This window comes from Leptospirales bacterium, from assembly GCA_019694655.1.
In the GTDB taxonomy this organism is placed as follows: Bacteria; Spirochaetota; Leptospiria; order Leptospirales; family Leptonemataceae; genus SSF53.
Window position 1 is genome coordinate 60,658 of record JAIBBN010000009.1, and the last position, 19,516, is coordinate 80,173.

General features: G+C 59.4%; 20 protein-coding genes. 12 read left to right on the plus strand and 8 right to left on the minus strand.

The genetic code is table 11. The annotated features are described in order from the left end of the window. Nucleotides 1–39: 39 nt before the first annotated feature. Together K1X75_12810 and K1X75_12815 are read right to left on the minus strand one after the other, a co-directional pair. Nucleotides 40–567, minus strand: a complete 528-nt coding sequence (locus tag K1X75_12810; protein ID MBX7058940.1) for a hypothetical protein — start codon at nt 565–567, stop codon at nt 40–42. Between the two features lie 36 nt (nt 568–603). Beyond that, a complete protein-coding gene (locus K1X75_12815; protein MBX7058941.1) occupies nt 604–1,092 on the minus strand; it encodes a DUF4505 family protein in 489 nt (162 codons plus the stop codon). A 217-nt stretch (nt 1,093–1,309) separates the two neighbouring features. Here K1X75_12815 and K1X75_12820 point away from each other — a divergent pair, with 217 nt between their 5' ends. The 8 genes from K1X75_12820 to K1X75_12855 all read left to right on the plus strand — a co-directional run bounded on the left by K1X75_12820 (nt 1,310) and on the right by K1X75_12855 (nt 7,488). Then, nucleotides 1,310–1,711, plus strand: coding sequence for a DUF4332 domain-containing protein (locus K1X75_12820; protein ID MBX7058942.1), 402 nt, complete (start codon nt 1,310–1,312; stop codon nt 1,709–1,711). A gap of 78 nt (nt 1,712–1,789) precedes the next feature. Further along, nucleotides 1,790–2,611, plus strand: a complete 822-nt coding sequence (gene uppP, locus K1X75_12825; GenBank protein MBX7058943.1) for an undecaprenyl-diphosphatase UppP — start codon at nt 1,790–1,792, stop codon at nt 2,609–2,611. Nucleotides 2,612–2,830: 219 nt separating this feature from the next. Further along, entirely contained in the window at nt 2,831–3,277 is a 447-nt protein-coding gene (gene fliS, locus K1X75_12830; protein MBX7058944.1) for a flagellar export chaperone FliS, read from the plus strand. Further along, nucleotides 3,274–3,594: a hypothetical protein gene (locus K1X75_12835; GenBank protein ID MBX7058945.1), complete on the plus strand. Its 321-nt coding sequence runs from the start codon at nt 3,274–3,276 to the stop codon at nt 3,592–3,594. The genes fliS and K1X75_12835 overlap by 4 nt, the downstream gene beginning before the upstream one ends. A gap of 59 nt (nt 3,595–3,653) precedes the next feature. Beyond that, nucleotides 3,654–5,354, plus strand: a complete 1,701-nt coding sequence (locus K1X75_12840) for a caspase family protein (GenBank protein ID MBX7058946.1) — start codon at nt 3,654–3,656, stop codon at nt 5,352–5,354. Nucleotides 5,355–5,409: 55 nt separating this feature from the next. Continuing rightward, the gene (locus K1X75_12845; GenBank protein ID MBX7058947.1) at nt 5,410–5,586 is read left to right on the plus strand and encodes a hypothetical protein; all 177 of its coding nucleotides are present in this window, start codon (nt 5,410–5,412) and stop codon (nt 5,584–5,586) included. A 13-nt stretch (nt 5,587–5,599) separates the two neighbouring features. Beyond that, complete coding sequence (locus tag K1X75_12850; protein ID MBX7058948.1) at nt 5,600–6,940, plus strand: hypothetical protein; 1,341 nt, start codon at nt 5,600–5,602, stop codon at nt 6,938–6,940. Between the two features lie 8 nt (nt 6,941–6,948). After that, complete coding sequence (locus K1X75_12855; protein MBX7058949.1) at nt 6,949–7,488, plus strand: hypothetical protein; 540 nt, start codon at nt 6,949–6,951, stop codon at nt 7,486–7,488. Between the two features lie 27 nt (nt 7,489–7,515). Here the strand turns inward: K1X75_12855 and K1X75_12860 are convergent, their stop codons facing one another. After that, on the minus strand, nt 7,516–8,889 hold the full coding sequence (locus K1X75_12860; protein ID MBX7058950.1) for a hypothetical protein: 1,374 nt from the start codon (nt 8,887–8,889) through the stop codon (nt 7,516–7,518). Between the two features lie 115 nt (nt 8,890–9,004). Here K1X75_12860 and K1X75_12865 point away from each other — a divergent pair, with 115 nt between their 5' ends. The 3 genes from K1X75_12865 (at nt 9,005) to K1X75_12875 (ending at nt 12,634) form a co-directional block, all read left to right on the plus strand. Beyond that, nucleotides 9,005–11,224: a sodium-translocating pyrophosphatase gene (locus K1X75_12865; protein MBX7058951.1), complete on the plus strand. Its 2,220-nt coding sequence runs from the start codon at nt 9,005–9,007 to the stop codon at nt 11,222–11,224. Nucleotides 11,225–11,354: 130 nt separating this feature from the next. Beyond that, complete coding sequence (locus K1X75_12870; protein MBX7058952.1) at nt 11,355–11,693, plus strand: metal-sulfur cluster assembly factor; 339 nt, start codon at nt 11,355–11,357, stop codon at nt 11,691–11,693. Then, nucleotides 11,693–12,634: an alpha/beta hydrolase gene (locus K1X75_12875; protein ID MBX7058953.1), complete on the plus strand. Its 942-nt coding sequence runs from the start codon at nt 11,693–11,695 to the stop codon at nt 12,632–12,634. The genes K1X75_12870 and K1X75_12875 overlap by 1 nt, the downstream gene beginning before the upstream one ends. On the opposite strand, the gene K1X75_12880 is transcribed toward K1X75_12875, so the two are convergent. The 5 genes from K1X75_12880 to K1X75_12900 all read right to left on the minus strand — a co-directional run bounded on the left by K1X75_12880 (nt 12,609) and on the right by K1X75_12900 (nt 18,828). Beyond that, a complete protein-coding gene (locus K1X75_12880) occupies nt 12,609–13,709 on the minus strand; it encodes a hypothetical protein (GenBank protein MBX7058954.1) in 1,101 nt (366 codons plus the stop codon). The genes K1X75_12875 and K1X75_12880 overlap by 26 nt on opposite strands. Further along, on the minus strand, nt 13,706–14,866 hold the full coding sequence (locus K1X75_12885; protein ID MBX7058955.1) for a DUF1574 domain-containing protein: 1,161 nt from the start codon (nt 14,864–14,866) through the stop codon (nt 13,706–13,708). Before K1X75_12885 ends, K1X75_12880 begins: the two co-directional genes overlap by 4 nt. Before the next feature lie 11 nt (nt 14,867–14,877). Continuing rightward, nucleotides 14,878–16,401 carry an MBOAT family protein gene (locus K1X75_12890; GenBank protein MBX7058956.1) on the minus strand — a complete coding sequence of 508 codons (1,524 nt, stop codon included), beginning with the start codon at nt 16,399–16,401 and terminating at the stop codon, nt 14,878–14,880. An 82-nt stretch (nt 16,402–16,483) separates the two neighbouring features. Further along, nucleotides 16,484–17,509, minus strand: coding sequence for a bifunctional oligoribonuclease/PAP phosphatase NrnA (locus K1X75_12895; GenBank protein ID MBX7058957.1), 1,026 nt, complete (start codon nt 17,507–17,509; stop codon nt 16,484–16,486). Continuing rightward, nucleotides 17,506–18,828, minus strand: coding sequence for an HD domain-containing protein (locus K1X75_12900; protein MBX7058958.1), 1,323 nt, complete (start codon nt 18,826–18,828; stop codon nt 17,506–17,508). Before K1X75_12900 ends, K1X75_12895 begins: the two co-directional genes overlap by 4 nt. Nucleotides 18,829–18,948: 120 nt before the next feature. Here K1X75_12900 and hpt point away from each other — a divergent pair, with 120 nt between their 5' ends. Continuing rightward, complete coding sequence (gene hpt, locus K1X75_12905) at nt 18,949–19,512, plus strand: hypoxanthine phosphoribosyltransferase (GenBank protein MBX7058959.1); 564 nt, start codon at nt 18,949–18,951, stop codon at nt 19,510–19,512. Nucleotides 19,513–19,516 lie beyond the last annotated feature (4 nt).

The following is a 19,516-nucleotide window of genomic DNA, read 5'->3' on the forward strand; positions in this document are numbered from 1 at the left end:
AGTTTTGGCGGTCAGCGGCGCGCTCCCGGCGGCGCGAATCTATCTGCGACCGGCGGGCTTTTCCGGGGCGCCGCCGGAATCGGCAGGATAGTGTGAGCGGATCAAGGATTGAAAATCCTCAGCGTTTCGCGCCTGGTCCAGTTTGCGGAAGTCGGCCTCGGTCCAGGCCCGCAAGCGCAAGTCACGAACCGCTGTCTCCGTGCTGCCGCCAATAAAGAGCTCGTACTGGAAACGATAGGCGCCCGGATTGGAGTAGTCGGAGAGCGCAACGTAGCGAAGCTCGCTGTAGTAGTTACGGGCCCACTTGATGATCTGCTGCGCCTTGTCGAAGGGGAACTCTACGCCGATCCAGATGGCGCCGCTGGCGTTGGCCGAATAGGGCAGATCATCGGGCGGCAGGATGATCGCCGGCAATTGAAGATCCGAGATAAGAATGCGCATGCGATTGGCTTTGTCCTGGTAGGTGAGAAAAACCCGCGGCCGCGTATCGTCGCTCCACTGAAAGGCCTCGCAGGCGGGCAGCGCCGCGGAGAGAGCCAGAAGAGCCGCCAGAACTAAAATTCTCATGCGCACATTGCAGCGGACGGCGCGGCGGCGCTTGCGTCAAGTAGAGATGGGAGCAGCGGCGGGCTCCGGGCCCTGCAGCGGGTAGGGCGGAGCCGCAGGCAGCAGGCGTTCCTCGCCCTGCCAGCGCATCAGGTATCCGTCGCCGCTGCTGCGAATACACTCGGCCAAATCCTGCAGCGCCGGTCCGGCGATGCGGCCCTGCAATCCGGCGCCGACGCAATGCAGCAGATTCCCATGCGGATCGACGGAGAGCATCCGCACATCAAAGTCGATCGCGATGCGACCGTGCGAATAGTGAAGCAATCCGTTTTCCAGTCTCCGCAATATTATGGGCGCTCCGGCGGACTGAACGAAGTTCATTTCACTGCCGCATCGCGATAGGTACGGATAATTGGTGTGGCGACCGCTGTCGTTGCATTGCAGTCTCTGTAAGAAAAAGGTGAGAAAATCCGCATCATCCTGGATGACGCCCTCATGATGCAGGCCGCCATATTGATCAATCTGGTAAAAATAAGCCCGTTGCATAGGATCAAAAATTGAGACGCTGCGCTAACTATTTAACAATCGAGTTTTAATAAGTTTTTACGCTGCGTTACCTCTGGTGCAAGGAACAATCCAGGCGTTTTTGATTTTCCAATAGCCGTTGCACGGCAACCACTTGACGTGCATCAACCTTAAAGCAAATTGGGAGAAGATAGGTTATTGTCCGAGTCGCGGCAATACAATAAAAAGAGTGTGCACCATGGCCAAACTTAATAGAATTACTGGAATTGACGACCGTCTGGCTGAGCAGTTGCGGAGTGCAGGCGTCACAACGATTGAAAAACTTCTGGAGCATGGCGAATCGCGCGAGGGCCGGAGAGCCATTGCTATCAAAGCGCGCATCAATGAGCGCCTTGTTCAAAAATGGGTGCATCATGCTGATTTCTTCCGCATCAAAGGGATCGCCGGATTGAAGGCTGAGTTGCTTGGCGCAGTCGGCGTACCAAACGTACGCACTCTGGCCAAACAAAACCCTGATACGCTCTACGAGAAAATGGTCCAGATCAATGGACGCCGGCAGATGATTGAGCGCGTTCCAGGCCTGGTGCAAGTTCGCCGCTGGGTCAAGACTGCACAAAAGCTGAAGCCCGCCGTCTACTGACGGCGCGGGACGCCGGAGGCAGCTGCCTGCGCCGCGATTCGATCTTGCCACCCGGAGACCTCAGCCAAGCCTGTCCGGGTGGAAGCCGCTTACGCATTGCTCCTGGGTTTGCTCCAGGGCCTCACTGAATTTCTTCCTATTTCGAGCACGGCGCATCTGCGCATCCTCCCGGCGCTGTTGGGCCAGCCGGACCCAGGCGCCGCCTTCACTGCGGTGATCCAGCTTGGATCGCTGGCCGCTCTCCTCGTTTACTTTCGCAGGGACCTGCTCGAATTTTCGCTGGAAGTTGTGCGCGGTCTTATCAGTCGGCAACCCTTGCAGCATCCCCAGGCCAGGCTGGCCTGGCAGGTGGTCGCAGCAACAATCCCCATTTGCATCGCTGCTATGCTTCTAAAAGACTTCATCCACGGGCCCTTTCGTTCGCTCTACGTTGTAGCCGGCAGCCTGATCGTCATGGCTTTGCTGCTGTGGCTGGCCGATCGCAATGCGGGACGCCAGCGCGATGTGCACAGTATCACCTTCCGCGATGCTATTTGGATTGGTCTGGCACAGTGCCTGGCGCTGATTCCCGGCGCGTCGCGTTCCGGCAGCACCTTGATGATGGGCCTGTTCCTTGGTCTGGCGCGCCCCGCGGCCACGCGGTTTTCCTTTCTGCTGGCAATCCCGGCCATTGCCCTGTCCGGCTTCTATGAGCTCTATTCGGAGTGGAGCAATCTTGCGGCGCAGGGTTTTAGCTTTCTGATTCTAGGTTCGCTGGCGGCAATAGTTTCCAGCTACCTGGCCATCGCTGGCCTGTTGCACTACTTGCGCAGTCATAACTTGAGCGTCTTTGTCGCCTATCGCACGCTGCTGGGTCTTGCAATACTGGCCTTGCTTGCTCTGGGCATGCTCAGTCCCTGAGCGTTGCGCCGCCGGCTGCGCTGAATCACGTCGGCATTGACCGCTCCGGCAGGCGCTACGCCATTCGTTTGCCCTGGGACCGGCTCTCAGCCAAAAGCGCTTGCCCCGGCTTCGGTGCAGGACCATATTCCAGCAGAAGCCAGGCCGGCAGCGGCCGAAATTTTCTGTCTATTAAGGGACCGCCTGATCAAGCCGATAGAGGCTGTACGGGAGCGAACCATGGCGCTGGCACGACAGAATTCCTTTGATGCATACAAGACCACCGAGATTGCAACGGCCAATCAGGGGAAGTTGATTGTAATGCTCTACGATGGAGCGGTTCGCTTCCTGCGTATTGCAATTGAGAATATGTCGCCGCGGACTTATGACGTGGCAAACGCCAACATTATCAAAGCCCAGGATATCGTGACCGAACTGATGCTGGCCTTGAACATGGAAGAGGGCGGCGAAATCGCTCAAAATCTATTCAGTCTCTATGCTTATATGAAGCGTCGTCTGCTGGAAGCGAACATTGCCAAAGAAAGCGGCGGACTCAGCGAGGTCATTGGCCTGCTGGAGCAATTGCGCGGCGCCTGGGAGGAAGTCTCCCAAAAGGATTCCGTACATTCCGAAAGTCCTCGTGCGGAAATGCGGCGCCAGGGCGCCAGCTTTTCCATTCAGGGTTGAAACCACACAATCAAATCGTTCTGCTTCGCCTGCTGCGCGCCCGCCTGGCCCGGCAATTCCGCCTGGCGCAAATGGGACACCTCGAGGAAGCCGCCGCATTGAACGTATCCCTTGCGCAGAGCCGGCGGCAGCTGGAGGAGCGCGAGGGGCAGAAAGGCGCGCCTGATCCTCGGGAGGCGAGGCTGCAAGAGCAATGCCAAACCCTCAATCTGGCCATTCTTCCGCTCTTGCGCCACGAACAGCGCTTGCTGGAGCGGGAAATTGTGGAATTGCAAGTTGAGCGCGAATTGCGCCGGCTGAAAGACGACCAAAAATAGTAGACGCCCCCCTGAACCGGGGCGTGGATCGAGTCGTCTATTTTTCCGGAGGAGTCTCTATGTCGTTCTTTGCTCGCCCCGGCCGGCGCTGGCGTCCCGGCGCAACGCACTTCTTGCTGGCGCTGATCCTTGCCGCTCCGATGGCGCTGGTTTCGCTGCAGGCGCAAAATCGTTACGGGCTGATCATCGGCTCGAACTACAAACAGAACATCTCCGGCATCCCGCCGCTGGACCTCTGTGAGCGCGATGCTGAGCTGATGGAGCAAAGTCTGCGCAGCCAGGGTCGCTTCACGGATGTAAAAGTTCTGCTCGGCCGAATGGTCACCGCGCAAAATATCGAAGCGGCGATCAATGAGCTGGCTACGAAGGTCAGCTCCAACGACACTGTGGCCATTTACTTTTCTGGCCACGGCACCTATGAGCGCGATCCCAATGCTCAGAACGGAGTGCGCAACTATGTCGTCATGTACGAGCGACCGCACGTTCCAGACAACGTGCTGAACACCTGGGTGAAGAAGATCCATACCGATAAGCTGGTCTGGATCTTCGATTGCTGTTTCTCTGGAGGGCTCGCCAACCGCGGCCAGCGGGCGCGCGGCACGGGTCAGGTGCCCATTGACCCGGGCGAGCAGGGCCGCGTACTGGTCAACGCTCGCGAAGATATCTTCTTCGACGACAAAGCCATCGTAGCATCAAGCGATGCGGACGAAACCTCAATCGAGGTGCGCGGTAGCATCAACCACGGTATCTTCACTTACTTCTTTGCCCAGGCGCTCACGCCTGCCAATGGCGACATGAATCGCGATGGCACGGTTACAATTCTGGAGGCCTTCGAGTGGGCGAGGCCGCGCGTGACCAACGAGGCCAAACGCTTCAATCACAACCAGAATCCGCAAATCTCCGGCCGGGCGTCAGGCATCTTTATCGCCGGCAACATAACTCCCACTCCGCCGCAGCCAACGCCACAGCCGACGCCGCCACAGCCGCCCGAACCGCCGCAGCCCGGACCCACGCCGCCGGACATGCCTGATCCGGTAACCCCTGATGAGCCGCAGCCGGCGCCTGGCAATGTAACCGGCAATGCCGTGATCTACACCACCATTCTGCGATCGATCGCCGCCGGTCCCACGCCCATGGATCCGATGACTCTGATCATGCGCAACCGTCGCGGCAATTCCGATCGGAATATTGCTGTGAAGTTTTCGGGCCAGCCGGTGCAGACGCGAATCACGTGGCTCACTGAGGCGCAGCTGCGCCAGCGCACGGGCGAACAAATCCCGCTTGGCTTCTACAGCTACCAGGGTCGGCGCATCAACAATCAGGTAGCGATGCTTGAAGTGACTGGCGCGCCGACCGGCGTGCACGAGGTGGAGATTCAGGCCGACGGCTATCCGATCATCAACGAGCGTCTGGGAGTGGAGCGCAACGCCGCCAACAACAAGATCTTTGTAGTAGCGTCGCTTTCCGGTTACGGCACAATACGCGGCAAGGTGTTTCTAAGAAGCTTTGATTCGCCGCTGGCCGGGCAGGACATCTGGATGCCGGTAGTCAATACGACAAACCAGCAACATCGGATGCGCAGCATGCAGGATGGCAGCTTCTGGTTCTTGAATCTGCCGCCCAATAGCAACTACTTCATCAAAGCCTCCTTCCTGGAAAGTACGGCGCTGGATGATCGCACGATAACAGTAGAGGATGGGCAGACTACCAACCTCGATATCGTTCTCACGCAGCGCATGAACCTGAATCCGCCGCGTTAGGCCAACGCGGCAAGTTCGCTTCCGGCGGCTGTCCGCCGGAAGCTTGAGGAGTCCAATGCTGATCAAGATTCTGCTGGTTGCCGGAGTGGTTGCCCTCTTGCTCAACGCCCGACGGGCGCTGGACAATCTGCGCGCCCTCTTTGGCGGAATTCGAGATGAACTGGAACCGCCGGAAAAAGAGGTTCGAGGGCGCACAAGAATGATCCAGGAGGGCCGGCGAGAAGACCGATAAGAATGACAAGGCTATGAAGCACTTCCGCGTCCTTCCTCTGATCTTGCTGCCGCCGCTGTTGTTTGCCTGCCAGAGCTATTCCAGCGCTGCAGATCTGCAGCAGGCGGAGCGCCAGATTGCCGGCGGCAATAGCGCCGCGGCGCGAGACCTTGTGGAACACATGCAGGAGGTCCCTGCCGGCCTGCGAGCACAGGCCATTGAGAGTCTGGCGCAGGCCCCGGGCGCGGTTGGCGATCACTCCCTGGCAGAAGTGGCCCAGCAAAACCGCCTTTCTGACGAACATCGCAGTCTCGCCCTGCAGCGCCTGAGTGAACGTGAAAGCGAGGGCGCACGCGCCGAAAGTCGGCGGATTCTGGAACGCGAGCCCCGCCTAATCAACGAGCCGATGGTACGGGCCTTTGGCGCGGCGCGTGATCGCGAATCCGTGCCCTTGCTGCGTCGGGCGGCAGAGGAGCGCCCCGCACTGGTTGCGCCGGTGATCGCGGCTCTGGCGCAGATCGGCGACGATGCCAGTCACGAATTTATCCTGGCCCAGGTGTTGAACGAAGACCCGGCCAACCGAAAGCTTGCAATTGAGGCGCTTTCTGCCGTGGAGAACCCGGGCCTGCAAACACAAGCGGCCACACTCTACGAAGGCATGGTCCGCAACCCGCAGGGCCAGACGCCGGAGATTCTACGCCTCGCCGTCGCTGAACTTGGTCGACATGGTCAGGTTGACAGCGCCTATCCGCCGCTGCGCGCCCTGTACTACAATCCGCCCGATGCTGAAACAAAGCAGGCCGCGCTTGTTGCAATGGCTCGCCTTCGTGGAATCAGCGTCGAGCAGATGCTGGCCAGCCTGAATCCGCAACCTGCGACACGACCGGACTCGCTGCGCGACGGTCCGGCATCGATCGAGTTTCTTCGCGAACGTCAACAGACATTAATTCCCAGCAATCCACGTCCGCAAAGCGAACCCCGGCATCGGAATTCAAGCGCCAATCGCCGTCGCAATTTTCCCGATGACTACCGCCGCCGACTGTTGCAGGCAATGGAGTACAGTCTGGGCGACAACGCAGCCGGCGTGGCGCAGCAGATTCACAATGCGCTTCTGGCCTATCGCGACAGCCGCGAGCCAAAATCTGAGTTCGTGGTTCGCGCCTATCGCAAACATTTTGAAGGCGATGACCAGCAGCAGCGCGAGCGCCTTGCTCAGGGACTGAATTTTCCGGGCAGTCTTACGGTCATTGTCTGGAACGTAATCGACGAGTACGCGACTGATCCATTGCGCGCCTATGCCCTTGCCGAAATGTTCGCCATCAAGCGCTGGCAGGCGGCAATCCTGCTCGATCTGGTCAGACGATCGCGTATCTGAGGCGCCAGATGCTTGGACGCGCTTCACTCATACTCAGCCTGCTGCTGCTCGGGTTCGCGGCCTGCCAGAGTCAGATCCAGGGACAATTTGGCTGGGCGACGACCGACGATCGCGAATTGAGCGACCTGGAGCGTACGCTTCTTTCCGTTTCTGAGTACCGCATTGGCCGCGATGGACTGTACTTTCGCGACTACGAAACCCTCTGGTGGATCTATCAAATCGACAAGGGGCCGGCCGAAGAGGAGTATCTGGTCGCTCTCTACGAAAACAATACGACGCCGCAGCCGGTGGCCGTGGATCTGCGTCGCGTTCGTCCGGAAAAGATTCAAGAGCGAGTGGTCATTCGACAGAACTACGAACAGCTTTCGCCGGGTCGCTACTTGCTGAAGATCGCACACAATTCAATGGCGGTGGATCAGGTTGAGTTCATGGTCACGCCCGAGGGAGGCCCGGCAAGTCTTGGCGTAGCCGAAGAACTCGATGACCCCGAGCCTGGCGCTGAAGTGGATGATATTCGTCTCTATTCTGGCTACGCTGGCGCGCTCTGAGCGCGCGCTTCCTGCAGCGTTGCCAGTTCACGGACGCAGGCCGGCGTAATCGTATGCCGAAAGAAGTTCGCTCAAGTCGAGTCGCTGATCGCGCTGACGCAGCTTCAGTTCCAGTTGCTGTCGCCGTTCGCCGTTTGCGCCGCGTCGCAGAAATAGCAGAGCTTCGCGATTGAGCAGGTTCTCCCCAGCGCGCTGCAGAAAATCAATTTCAAGTTCGGCTACAGCTTTGTCCGGTTCTGCCAGACGCGATTCAATGATTCGCGCCAGCGCGCCGCTGGTGCGTGCATCGGCGGCGCGGCCGAGGCGCTGGTAACTGAGCTCCAGCTGGCGCAGGCTCTGGTGCATTTGTGCCAGCGTCGAAGCATCCTGCCAGTCGATGCCAGAGGCGGAGCTGGCGCGCAGCTGGCTCATGCTGCGTAGCAGTGAGATCCGAAAGTTGTGCAGAGCCGGCAGGGGACGTTCTGTATTCAAGAGGTGCATGCCGTAGGCAAAAGCCGCCGCCGGCGTATTGAAGAAGATGGATCGCATCTGATGCATCAGATCGCTGCGCTGGCGCAGATGACGCAGCAAGGAGCTCGAGGGTTCTACGTTGCCGGTTTGAATCCGCTGGCGGAGAGTTGCAGCCAGTCGGTCCAGGTTGCGCAGGCACAGGCGATGAGCCTCGTCCTCGTCCACGTGGGCCAGCAAGTGGAGCAGCGGCATTTGTAGTTCGGCCTGCGGGGCGGGCAGCATCTGCTGTCTGGCGCGCAGCAGCGCCTCACGGGCGCTTTTTCGCTGCGGACGATGCCGTGCGTCATCCGGCGTCAAAAACAGCGCCGCCGCGGCCGCCTGGGCCAGCTCGAAGGGGTCCAGCTGACGCTCCAGCAGGGCCCCATATTCCAGGGGATCGTCAAAGGGCCCCTGGGCTGAGTAAGTCAGCCAACGATCGGCAAGCTCCGGCGATTCAGGCGGACAGGCCAGAGGGGAGAGCGCAACCAGCGAGATGGGCGCTGCATCGCGATCGGCGCTGGCTATGGTCGTCTGGCTGGCGACCTGCAGGTAGGCGCGCCGCGCTACCGGTAGCGGAGCGCGTTCCAGTTCCAGTCGAGCCATCATATAGAGTAAAAAGGGATCTGCGCCGCTTACGTGGCCCTCGACAATTCGGGCTATCGCAACTCGATCGTTGCGCTCGGCAAAATAGAGCAAAGTATCAAGTCGGCGGGCATAAGGATCGGCCTGCAAGGCGCTTCGGTCCAGGCCCAGGGCGATATTGTAGTAGAAACGGGAACGCTCCGGCGCCCCGCGACGGAATTCGAAGGCTGCCTGACGCAGGTAGCCTGGCGCCTCTGATTCGCGTGTGGCAGCCAGCGGCGCCGTCCATAGCAGGGCGAGGGCCGCAAGCAGCGGCAGTTTGCCGGACATATTGCTATTATCGCCTCTTGCGGGGCTGAGATAAGCCCAAATCGGCTTGACGGACAGCCGCCTGACAGTGCTTCGATCTGGTCTCTCTGTTATCCATTATTAGGAGAATAACTGAATGATCTACACCTATCTGACGATCGGTGCGGGCGTTCTGGCGCTGCTGTATGCCTTCTGGCGTACGGCCTGGATTCAGCGTCAGGATCCGGGCACTGAGAAGATGCAAAAAATCGGCTCGTACATTGCCGAAGGCGCTATGGCCTTCCTCAAGGCTGAGTACCGCACGCTGGTCATCTTCGTTGTCGTAGTCGCCGCACTGCTTGGCTTCCAGGGTTGGAATGAGGAGCAAAAGGGCGGAGCGACTTCAGCCTTCGTCGCCCTTTCCTTTGTTTGCGGCGGTCTGGCTTCTGCGCTTGCCGGCTTTCTGGGTATGCGCGTGGCTGTACGTGCCAATATCCGCACTGCCAACGCAGCGCGCAGCGGCCTGGAAAAAGCTCTCGCTGTCGCTTTCACCGGCGGTTCGGTAATGGGCATGAGCGTTGTGGGCCTGGGCGTCATTGGTCTTGGCGGACTCTTCCTGCTGTACGAATCAATGTACGGCTTTGGCGCCGGATCGGCGGAAAAGGTGCTGAACATCCTGGCCGGCTTCTCGCTTGGCGCTTCCTCCATTGCACTCTTTGCACGTGTGGGCGGCGGGATCTATACCAAAGCTGCCGACGTAGGCGCGGACCTGGTCGGCAAGGTGGAAGCGGGCATTCCCGAAGACCACCCTTTGAATCCGGCTACCATTGCTGATAACGTGGGCGACAATGTCGGCGACGTCGCCGGTATGGGCGCCGACCTCTTCGAAAGCTATGTAGGTGCAATCCTTGGTTCGATGGTGCTGGGCACAGGCTTCATTGCCGCTTTTGCCCCGGAAGGCCAGCCGGCCCTTGATGGCTTTGGCGGTCTGTCGGCCGTTCTCCTGCCGCTGGCGCTTTCAGCGCTTGGCATTGTCGCCTCGATCCTCGGCACCTTCTTCGTGCGCGTAAGCGAGGGCGGCGATCCGCAGCGCGCGTTGAACGTAGGCAACTTTGTAGCGGCCGCTCTGACGTTGATTGGAGCTTTCTTCATCATCAACTATATGCTGCCAACCGAATGGAAGGCCGCTGGCGTCCTGACTGGCGTGGAGCGCAGCTTCACCGCCATGAATGTGTTCTTCGCCATGATCATTGGCCTGATCGCCGGCATTCTGGTTGGAATTGTGACCGAATACTACACCGGCTCCGATCGCAAGCCGGTGGTACAGATCGTGAAGCAATCCATCACTGGATCGGCTACCAATATCATTGCCGGTCTTGGCAATGGCATGATGTCGACGGCTATCCCGACCATCCTGATTGCCGTCGGAATTTATGCATCGTATGAGCTGGCCGGTCTCTATGGCATTGCCATCGCAGCACTGGGCATGCTCTGCAACACGGGCATCCAGCTGGCCGTCGATGCTTACGGTCCGATTTCGGACAACGCCGGCGGCGTTGCAGAAATGAGCGAGCTACCCAAAGAAGTTCGCCACCGTACCGACAAGCTTGATGCTGTGGGCAATACCACCGCGGCAATCGGCAAGGGCTTTGCCATCGCTTCCGCTGCTCTAACAGCGCTGGCGCTGTTCTCGGCCTTCATGAAGCAATCCGGCATTACGGCGATCAACGTCGCCGATCCTAAGGTGATGGCCGGCCTCTTCATTGGCGGCATGTTGCCTTTCCTTTTTTCGGCCATGGCCATGGGCGCCGTGGGACGCGCCGCCAACAATATGATCTATGAGGTGCGCCGTCAGTTCAATGAGATCCCGGCTCTCAAGGCCGCTCTAGAAGTGATGAAGCGCAACCATGAAGACCTATCCAAGATGTCGAAGAAAGATCGCGAGATTTTTGATGCGGCAGAAGGAGCGGCGGAGTACGGCAAATGCGTGGAGATTTCCACACAGGCCGCATTGCGTGAAATGATTCTGCCAGGTCTGCTGGCCGTCTTTACGCCGGTCATTATCGGCTACCTCTTTGGCGCAGCGGCGCTGGGCGGGGTCCTTGCTGGGGTAACGGTCAGCGGCGTGCTGATGGCTATTTTCCAGTCCAATGCCGGCGGTTCCTGGGACAACGCCAAGAAGATGTTCGAGGGCGGAGTCCATATGGACGGCCACTCTTTCCATAAGGGATCGGCGCCGCACAAGGCGGCGGTGGTCGGCGACACAGTGGGCGATCCGCTGAAGGACACCTCCGGTCCATCGCTGAATATTCTGATCAAGCTGATGTCCGTTGTAGCGCTGGTCATTGCGCCCCTGATTCGGACCCCGCTGATCTAAGCAAATTGCGCCGGTTCAGTCCGGATGCATCCAGAACGACCGCGCGGTGTTTGCCGCGCGGTTTTTTTGCGCCCGGAGCTGCGGCAACTTGTGGTTGCCTGCAGAGGGCCGCGCCACTACGCTTCATGCAATGAGCGCAGAAGCTGTTGATGATGCCGTCCACGATGAGCTGAAACAGGCAATCTGGTCGGAAATCTCCAAGGTTCAGGACCCTGAGATTGGTCTGGGAGTGGTCGATCTAGGATTGATCTACGGGCTGGAACTCACGCCGGAGAAACGCGCCGACGTCAAAATGACCTTCACTTCAATGGCCTGCCCTTACGGGCCGCAGATGCGCGCCGAGGTCCATGCCGCCGCCTCGCGTGTCGAGGGCGTCAGCGATGTCGACGTCGAGATCGTGTTCAGCCCGCCCTGGAATCCGCGAGAAATGGCCTCCGAGGAGGCCAGGATGTACATGGGCATCTATTGATGGTGCGGAACACCTGCAGCAAGGCTCTACCGCTGCGCATCCTTTGCACTGCAATCTTTGCTCCGGCGCTCTGGATGACGATCAGTTGCAACGCGGCGCCGGCGCAGCTCTTCTACACTCCGCAGGGAACGATCGTCGAAACCTACGTTCAGTATCCGCAGCCTCTGCGTATCGCCGAATTTCCGCCAGGTCGCGAGGCAAGCGAAGGCGCGGTTCTTTTTATCCACGGCGGCGGTTGGGCCGTTGGCGAGGCGGCGCTGCCCATGTACGCAGCCTGGGAGCCGCTGCTAAAGGGCGCCAATCTGCGCGCTTTTGCCGTGGAGCATCGACTGCCTCCGCGTTACCGCGGACGCGATCAGGTGGAGGACATTGTCCGCGCCATTCATTATCTGGAAAGCAATGCGCTACGCTTTGGTTATCCGCCGCAGAACATTGCACTGATTGGTTTTTCTTCCGGCGGACACCTGGCGGTCCTATCGGCCCTGCTGCTGTCAAAAGATGCTTCGCATCCGTCGCCGGTCCGCGCGGTGGTCGCCTACTATGCGCCTCTGGATCTGGAGCGGCTGGTACAGGGCAACAACGAAGAAATTCGAAAAATCGTGAACAACTATCTGCCGATGCTTCCGCGCGGCGAGGGGTTGGCGCAAGTTCGACAGGCGCACGAGCTCTACTACCAACGTCTATTGAGGGAACACAGCCCGATTGAATCGATCCATGCCGCTATGCCGCCAATGATGCTGGTGCATGGCGAGGCCGATCAGCTGGTGCCATCGACGCAGAGCGAAGCCTTTTTTCATCGGGCTGAGGAGATAGCGCCCGGTCGCACACGATTGCGTCTGGTTCCAGCCGCTCCGCACAATTTCGAAATTTCGCAGAGCGCGTGGGCGCGTGACATCGAGGAAGATGCTGTCGAATTCATTGTCGATCATCTTGAAAACTGAGCCATGCGGTCAGGCGCGATACGTCACTGGCCAGCCCGCGATTCGATCGCCAGCGCTGCCAGGCAAGCGGCAGTCCTTCGCGGCGCCGATCGGTTTCTAACAGAAAATGATCCGCACCGCGCAGCGTTTCTGGCCTGCTGGAAGCAATAGCGGAAGCGGCGAGTCGCTGCTGTTCAGGCAATTCCTCGTCGAATTCCCCTGGGAAAAAACGCCACCGTCCGTTGCGGCGGCCGTAATCCGCCAGCAGCAGTCGCGGCCGAAGCTGCGTAGACTGCTGCCGAAAGTTCTCCCACCCTGGCGATTGCAATTCGCGCAGGGCCGCCAGAAAGATCTGCAGATCGGCCGGCGTCGCCCGATCATCGGGAAGTTGTCCGTGCGGCCAGCGCATACGGAATGTGCGCCAGGTCTCGCTGGCCCTTCGCAGCACTTCCTGTGATGCGCCGCTCCGCTGCAGATTCCAGAGCAAGCGTTCGCCCCACAAATCTAGCATTGTATCGCTCAACCAGCAGGAACTCAAAGCGAGCCGCAGCGGCAAATCGTGCGTTTGCATTTTGCCAAGAGCGGCGAGACTCAATGCGCAGCCCTCGCCGTGAGCCAGGAGCGTTTTTCGCGCTTCAGGAAAGCGCATGTGTAGAGCCCGCCACGCCGCTGCAATGTCGGCGATCGCCAGATCAAGATCATGGTAGCTTTCACGCGAGGCCCTGCTGCCGGCCGATGCGCGTCCGGCAAAGCGCAGGCTGGCAGCCCCGTACTCTTCGCCCAGCGCCAGGGCCAGACGCTCGGCGGCGGCGGCGCGCACCGCGCCAGAGTTCCAGTTTTCATCGAGGGCGCGGTCGCCTACCAAGAGAACGGCAACTTCCGTTTGCTGTGGCGCAGTGAGTTGCGCTTGAAGCGATGCGCCATCGGCGGAAATAAGATCAAGCGCGGATTGTTGAACGCGCTGTCTTTGAGTATGATCTGCGCTGCAGCCGACGCGCGCCGTAAGCCACAGGCCAAGGAAAGCCAGCAGGGGAATGGCCAGAGTAAAGAGGATAAAACGGCGCGGACCGGACGATTCGACTTCGGGGCGGCTCACCGGCGCCGGCTCGCATCGGCGCCGGTCAGCAACGCTTCCCTGGCGCGGACATGGGTCATCAAATAGTCGGTAAATTCATGCATGCAGATCCCGGCCAGATGGCTGGTGTCGTAGAAGCGATCGCAAGTAATGGCCGGCTGGTAGTTCATGTCCAGAAAGGAAGCGCCATAATCGGCGGCCAGCGATTCCATGGCCGGGACAAAAACAGCGCGAATGCTTGCCGGTTTGCCGCCAGCATCGCGCGCTACCGGGCGCGTGGCTTTGAATCGACGCAGATCCGGTCCCACCTTCACCCACAGCAACGCCGCCGGCATCCGCAGCTGCCGCGAAAGCTCCAGCATTTCCCGGCTGAACTGCAGCTGGCCCTCGCTCATGGCAAAGGGGCTGAGAAAGTTCCGCCAGGCATCCTCGGCCGTAGCCAGCAAGAAGTCGGGATCCTGTGGCGGGTCCAATTCCAGATTGAAGGGCGTCGATCCGCGATTGCGGACCATAATGGAATAGCTATCGGCGAGGAAGCTGCGGTAGGCAAACAGCGCTTCGCCGTTGCCGCTCAAGCGCTCCTGGATCGTGCCGATGCTGAAGTGATACTGGAAGGACCAGAAGCTCTTCTTTGCCGCAAAATTGGCGATCTCATCGACGCTGTAGGAAGATGCATGGCGCAGCACAAAGGAGGCCGGAAGCCCGTTGAGCATTACCTCGTCGGTGCGGATCAAGGGCTTCGCATTGTAGCCCTGCGGCGTGACGGCGAAGAAGGCAAAATCGGGATGAATGTTGCGCTGTCGAAACTCCTCCAGCACGCGAACGTAGTAGTCGGGAGTGCCGCCGGGAACGCTGAAGTTGAACAGAATCCAGTCTGGATAGCGCCGCTCCAGGTATTCGTTATCGAAACTATATGTTCGTGAGTTGCCAAATATAACCAGCGTCTTGCGTCGGCCAGGCAATTGAAGGTAGTTCTGTAACTCATTGGTCAGGTGCTGCTTGTGGTCATAGCTCATGTACGACGCAGTCCGCAAAAAATAATCTGGCAGCGGCCAGATGAAGAGCAGCTTATCGGCGGCGAAGGCCAGAAATAGCAGGAGCAATGGATAGAGGTGCAGAGCGTGCAGCCGTCGCAGTTGCGGCCCGCGCCCTTCAGCCTGGCTTGCTTCAACGTGCATGGCGACCTCCTCTAGAATACAAAATAGATGAACTGGTGGGAATCTACGGCGATGGCCGGCATCAGCCAGCCAAGAACAATGACTGCCGCCAGCGGCAGCAGGAAGGAATCAAGGCGGCGCCAGCGTTCAAAGATGCCGGGTTGAAATTGAATCATGTGAAATAGCGTCACGCCGGCGGCCATCAATGCAATGCGTTCGGCGGGGCCAATGTTGCGAAAGACGAAGAGATCGTCGCCAAAGACGCTCTGCAGCATAGCCATGTCCGCGCCGCCGGCGGCAAAGGCGGCGCGCCAACTGCCGTAGTGGGTAAAGAGGCCGCCAAACATCTCCGCCATGATGGCTGCGGCGCTATGGCCATAATGGGCCACTGGCTGCGAGCGGAACATCAAAGCGCCCAGACAGAAGAGCAAAAACATGAAAGCGCCCTTCAATATCATCAGCGGTCGACTTTTTTGCGGCGTGAGCTGCAGGCCGAGATCCGTTTGCAGCCACCGTTCCACGGCCAGCAGGGCGCCCCAGAATGCCCCCCAGGCAACGTAGGTATAGTCAGCGCCATGCCACAGGCCGCCCAGGGTAAAAGTGATCATCAGGTTAACATACGTGCGCAATTTTCCACGTCGATTGCCGCCCAGCGGAATATAGATGTAATCGCGCAGCCAGGTCGCCAGTGTGATATGCCAGCGCTGCCAGAGCTCCTGTGCGCTCCGCGAAAAATAGGGCGCCAGAAAGTTCTCCGGGATCTCGTAGCCCAGCAGCCGCGCCGCTCCGCGCGCAATATCCGTATAGCCTGAAAAATCGCAATAGACCTGAATGGAAAAGCAGACGCCGGCCAGAAGTAAGGATACGCCATCGTAGGTTTGCGGTTCATAGAAGACCGGCGCAACAATCTGGCCCATGGGATCGGCAATCAGGACCTTTTTGGTCAGACCGGCCAGCGCCAGCCACAGGCCGTCAAACATCCTGCGGCGGTCGATCCAGGGATCGTCGATCTGATCCATGAAATCAGTGGAACGCATGATTGGGCCGGCGATCAGCTGCGGGAAAAAGAGGATGAACAAGAAGAAGCGGGTGAAGCCGTAGTCGCGATCCACTACGCCGCGGTAGACATCGACGACGTAGGCCATCACCTGAAATGTATAGAAGCTGATAGCCAGCGGCAAAAACAGGTTGAAGCCCTGCGCTTCGGCCGGAAGCGGCAATCCAAGATCAAGCAGCAATCTGCGCAAAAAATCAAAGTACTTGAACAAGCCGAGATTCAGCAGGTCGAGCAGAATGATGGCGCCGAGCCAGCGTTTGCGCGCCGCACCCTCCGATTTCAGAATGCGAACCGTCGCCAGATAGTTGAGGCCAGTGATTCCCAGAAACTGGGCCGTCCAGCGCAGGCCCCACCAGCCCTCGGACTGCAAACCCCAAGCGGCGTAGAAGAAGATCGATGCCAGGATCAGGAAGATCTTTCTGGCGCGACCAGGCAGCGCCCAGTAGACTGCATAGACGAACAGAAAGAAGAGGAGAAAGACAACCGAATTGAAGAGCATTGCTGCAGCAGGACCGGTAGCTATGCGAAATCAACGACGCGGCGCCGGGCGCAAGCCAAGTTGATCTGCCGGAATCTCCCCCTCAAGGCGCGGATCGACTTGTTGCGGCGCGCGCGCTGCGCACACAGGCCGCAACAGCCGGAATAAACTCTTCAACCGCCGGTTCCAGGTCGAGCGGAATTGTGGCGCCACAGGCGTTTTTGTGCCCGCCTCCGCCGTACTTTCCGCTGGCAGGCAGCAGATCGACATCGCCTTTGCTGCGCGCAGAGACGCGCGTTACGCCAGCTTCGCGCTCCGTAAAGAGAATGGCCGCCTCGATTTCATCCGGCTCCAGCAATTCGTTTACGAGCCCTTCAATGTCGTCGCCTGTGCAGCCTGCATCAATCAATTCGGATTTGCGAATTGCAAACCACGCAACGCCGTCTTCCTGATCCACATGCATATGCTGATACAGGAAGGCGCGGCCGCGCAGGCGCGCTGTTGGCCAGCTGCCAAGCAGGCGATCGGCCATCTGGTCTGGTGCGACGCCAATCTCCAGCAATCGGGCGGCAATCTGGTGGGTGCGAGGCCTGGTCTTGCGGTAGCGAAAATGCCCCGTATCGATGACAATCCCGGCATACAGCGCGCGGGCAATTGGCAAGGGAATCGGAATGCTATGCATCTCCAGCAGTTCAAAGACCATTTCAGAAGTTGAGCCGCAATCGGCGCTCAGGAAATGGACGTCTACGGCGCCATGCATTCCGTCGTGATGGTCAATGACTACCAGATTGGACAGGTCAGGCAGCACCAGGCGACCGGCGTCGCCGGCGCGAGCCAGATCGGAGTTATCCACCATCACAACGGTCCGACCTTCCAGCGCCCCCGGCTCGAAGGCGTCCTGCGAACTGCGCGTTTGTTTCTCCTCGTCCAGAAAGCCAAGACGACTCATCAACGGATCATGATTGTATATCAGGGCGTCTTTGCCCTGTTTTCTTAGCAGATATTGCAGGGCCAGCTCGGCGCCCAGGCCATCGGGGTCCGGGTTGCGGTGGGTGGTGATCAAGAAGCGATCGGCGCGCGCCAGGCGTGCGGCAAGCTTTTCGAACAAGGGCCGACGGGGTGCGTTCATCGCAGCGCTCCCGCCGGCGCCAATCGCTCACTGGCGATAGCGCGCAGCGTCGCAGCATCGTTTTCCAATTCGCCTTCCTTGACTCGTTGCAAAAATTCCGCCAGCAGTACGCCCATCGCCGGTCCCGGCGCCATGCCCATGGCGATCAGATCGTTGCCGTCAATCTGCAGGTCGCGGATCTTCAATTCAGCCTCTTCGCGCCGCAGCCGGTCTATATGACGGATCAATTCCTTGATGGCCCGGGGCAGCGCATGGCGTTTGCCGCTGCCCTTGCGGTCGGCAAGGCGCAGGCGAATCAGATCCTCCAGCACATCCGGCGATACCCGCCGGGTAAAGCGGCGCACGGCTCGGTCCGTCCACTCATCGGTATAGTGGAACATGTGATTGCGCACCAGGAATCGTATGCGCCGGGCTTGCTGCGGATCAAAGCCGAAGCGTCGCAGGATTCGTTCGCTATGACGGGCGCTGACTACTTCATGGTTGTGGAAGCTTGCTTCCCCATCCGGTCCTTCGCGGCGCGTATCGACCTTGCCCAGATCGTGGAAGAGCGCGGCCAACCGCAGCGTGACATCGTTGCGCGGCGCGGCATCGCAGCTGTAGATGCTGTGATAGAAAATGTCATGGCTGTGATAGCGATTCTGATTGAGCCCGACGCCATGAGCCAGCTCCGGAAGGAACCATTTCAGGATATCAGTCTGCAGCAAATAAAGAAAGCCGCGGCTCGGCTTTCGACCGGACACCAGACGGCGTAGCTGGCGATTCAAAAATTTTCGACTCAGTTGTGTTGCAGCTTCAGGGCGAAAACTAATTCGCGCCCTCTGCAAATAGTCCTCAGGCAGTTCGAAATCAAGCATCGCCGCCGCGCCAATGGCCTGCAGCGCCGCCGCCGGCCCGGCTTCATCCTGAAGCGGGCGGAGTCGAGCCGCCTCCAGATCGGCAAGATCCGAAGCGTCCCCATGCCAGAGGCCGGCCTGCAAATCAAAGCGCAGCCGATCGATACTGTAGCGGCACTCCTGTCTGGCTGCTTCCTCGCTATGCAACAAGAGATGAAAATCGTCGTCAGGCGTTTCCAGATCAAGCCAGATGCGCCACTGCTCCCCGCTGCGCGCCTGCCGAATCCACCCCGGCGGCGGATCCTGCTGCCAGTGCTCAAGTCTTCGCTGCAATTGATCGGCTGGCAACACGGCGCGTGCGACCGGGGCGCCAGCGGCGAAAAACTTCAAGCTCTCGCCGGTCAAATGCGGCGCCGCGGGGCCAAGCGCTTTGAGCCATTGTAGCAACGCTGCAGGCGCCTCTATGGGTTCATAATTGGCCGACATGGTCGTCTCTGGAGCGCCGTACCGGCGCAAGTATTGGCATTCCATCGTCTTTCGGCGAGCTTGCTACCAAAAAATGTAGCAATGGCGCGTAGCCTGGCCCATCCGGTATAGCGCCACGCTATGAGCGAACCCGCGTCAATCCCGGATCTGCCAGTCTTGATTTCCTCGGCGGCGGTGGCCGCCCGCATCAACGAAATGGCGCAGACGATTGCCGCAGATTACGCCGGCAAGGCGCTTACACTGGTTGGCATATTGAAGGGTGCATTTGTCTTCCTGGCGGACCTGTCGCGGCGCCTGCCGTTGCCGCTGTGGATCGACTTTATCGAGGTAAGCTCCTACGGCGCGGCGGCAAGCAGCTCCGGGGCCGTGAAGCTGGTGCGCGATCTAAGCCACGATCCGGCCGGCAGGCACATCCTGCTGGTGGAAGATATTGTGGATACCGGCCTGACCATGCACTACCTCTACGACATGTTTCGCGCACGCGGCGCCCTATCAGTGGAGGCTGCGGCGCTACTGGTGCGTTCCGGGAAACGCAGCGGCCTGCCGGGACTGCGCTATACAGGATTTGAACTCGATACAGAAGCCTTTGTTGCTGGCTACGGCATGGATTATTCCGGGTTGTTTCGCAATATACCGGACGTTGTTCGTCTTGATGAACCCTCGCGCTTTGATTCGCTGCGCTGAAGAT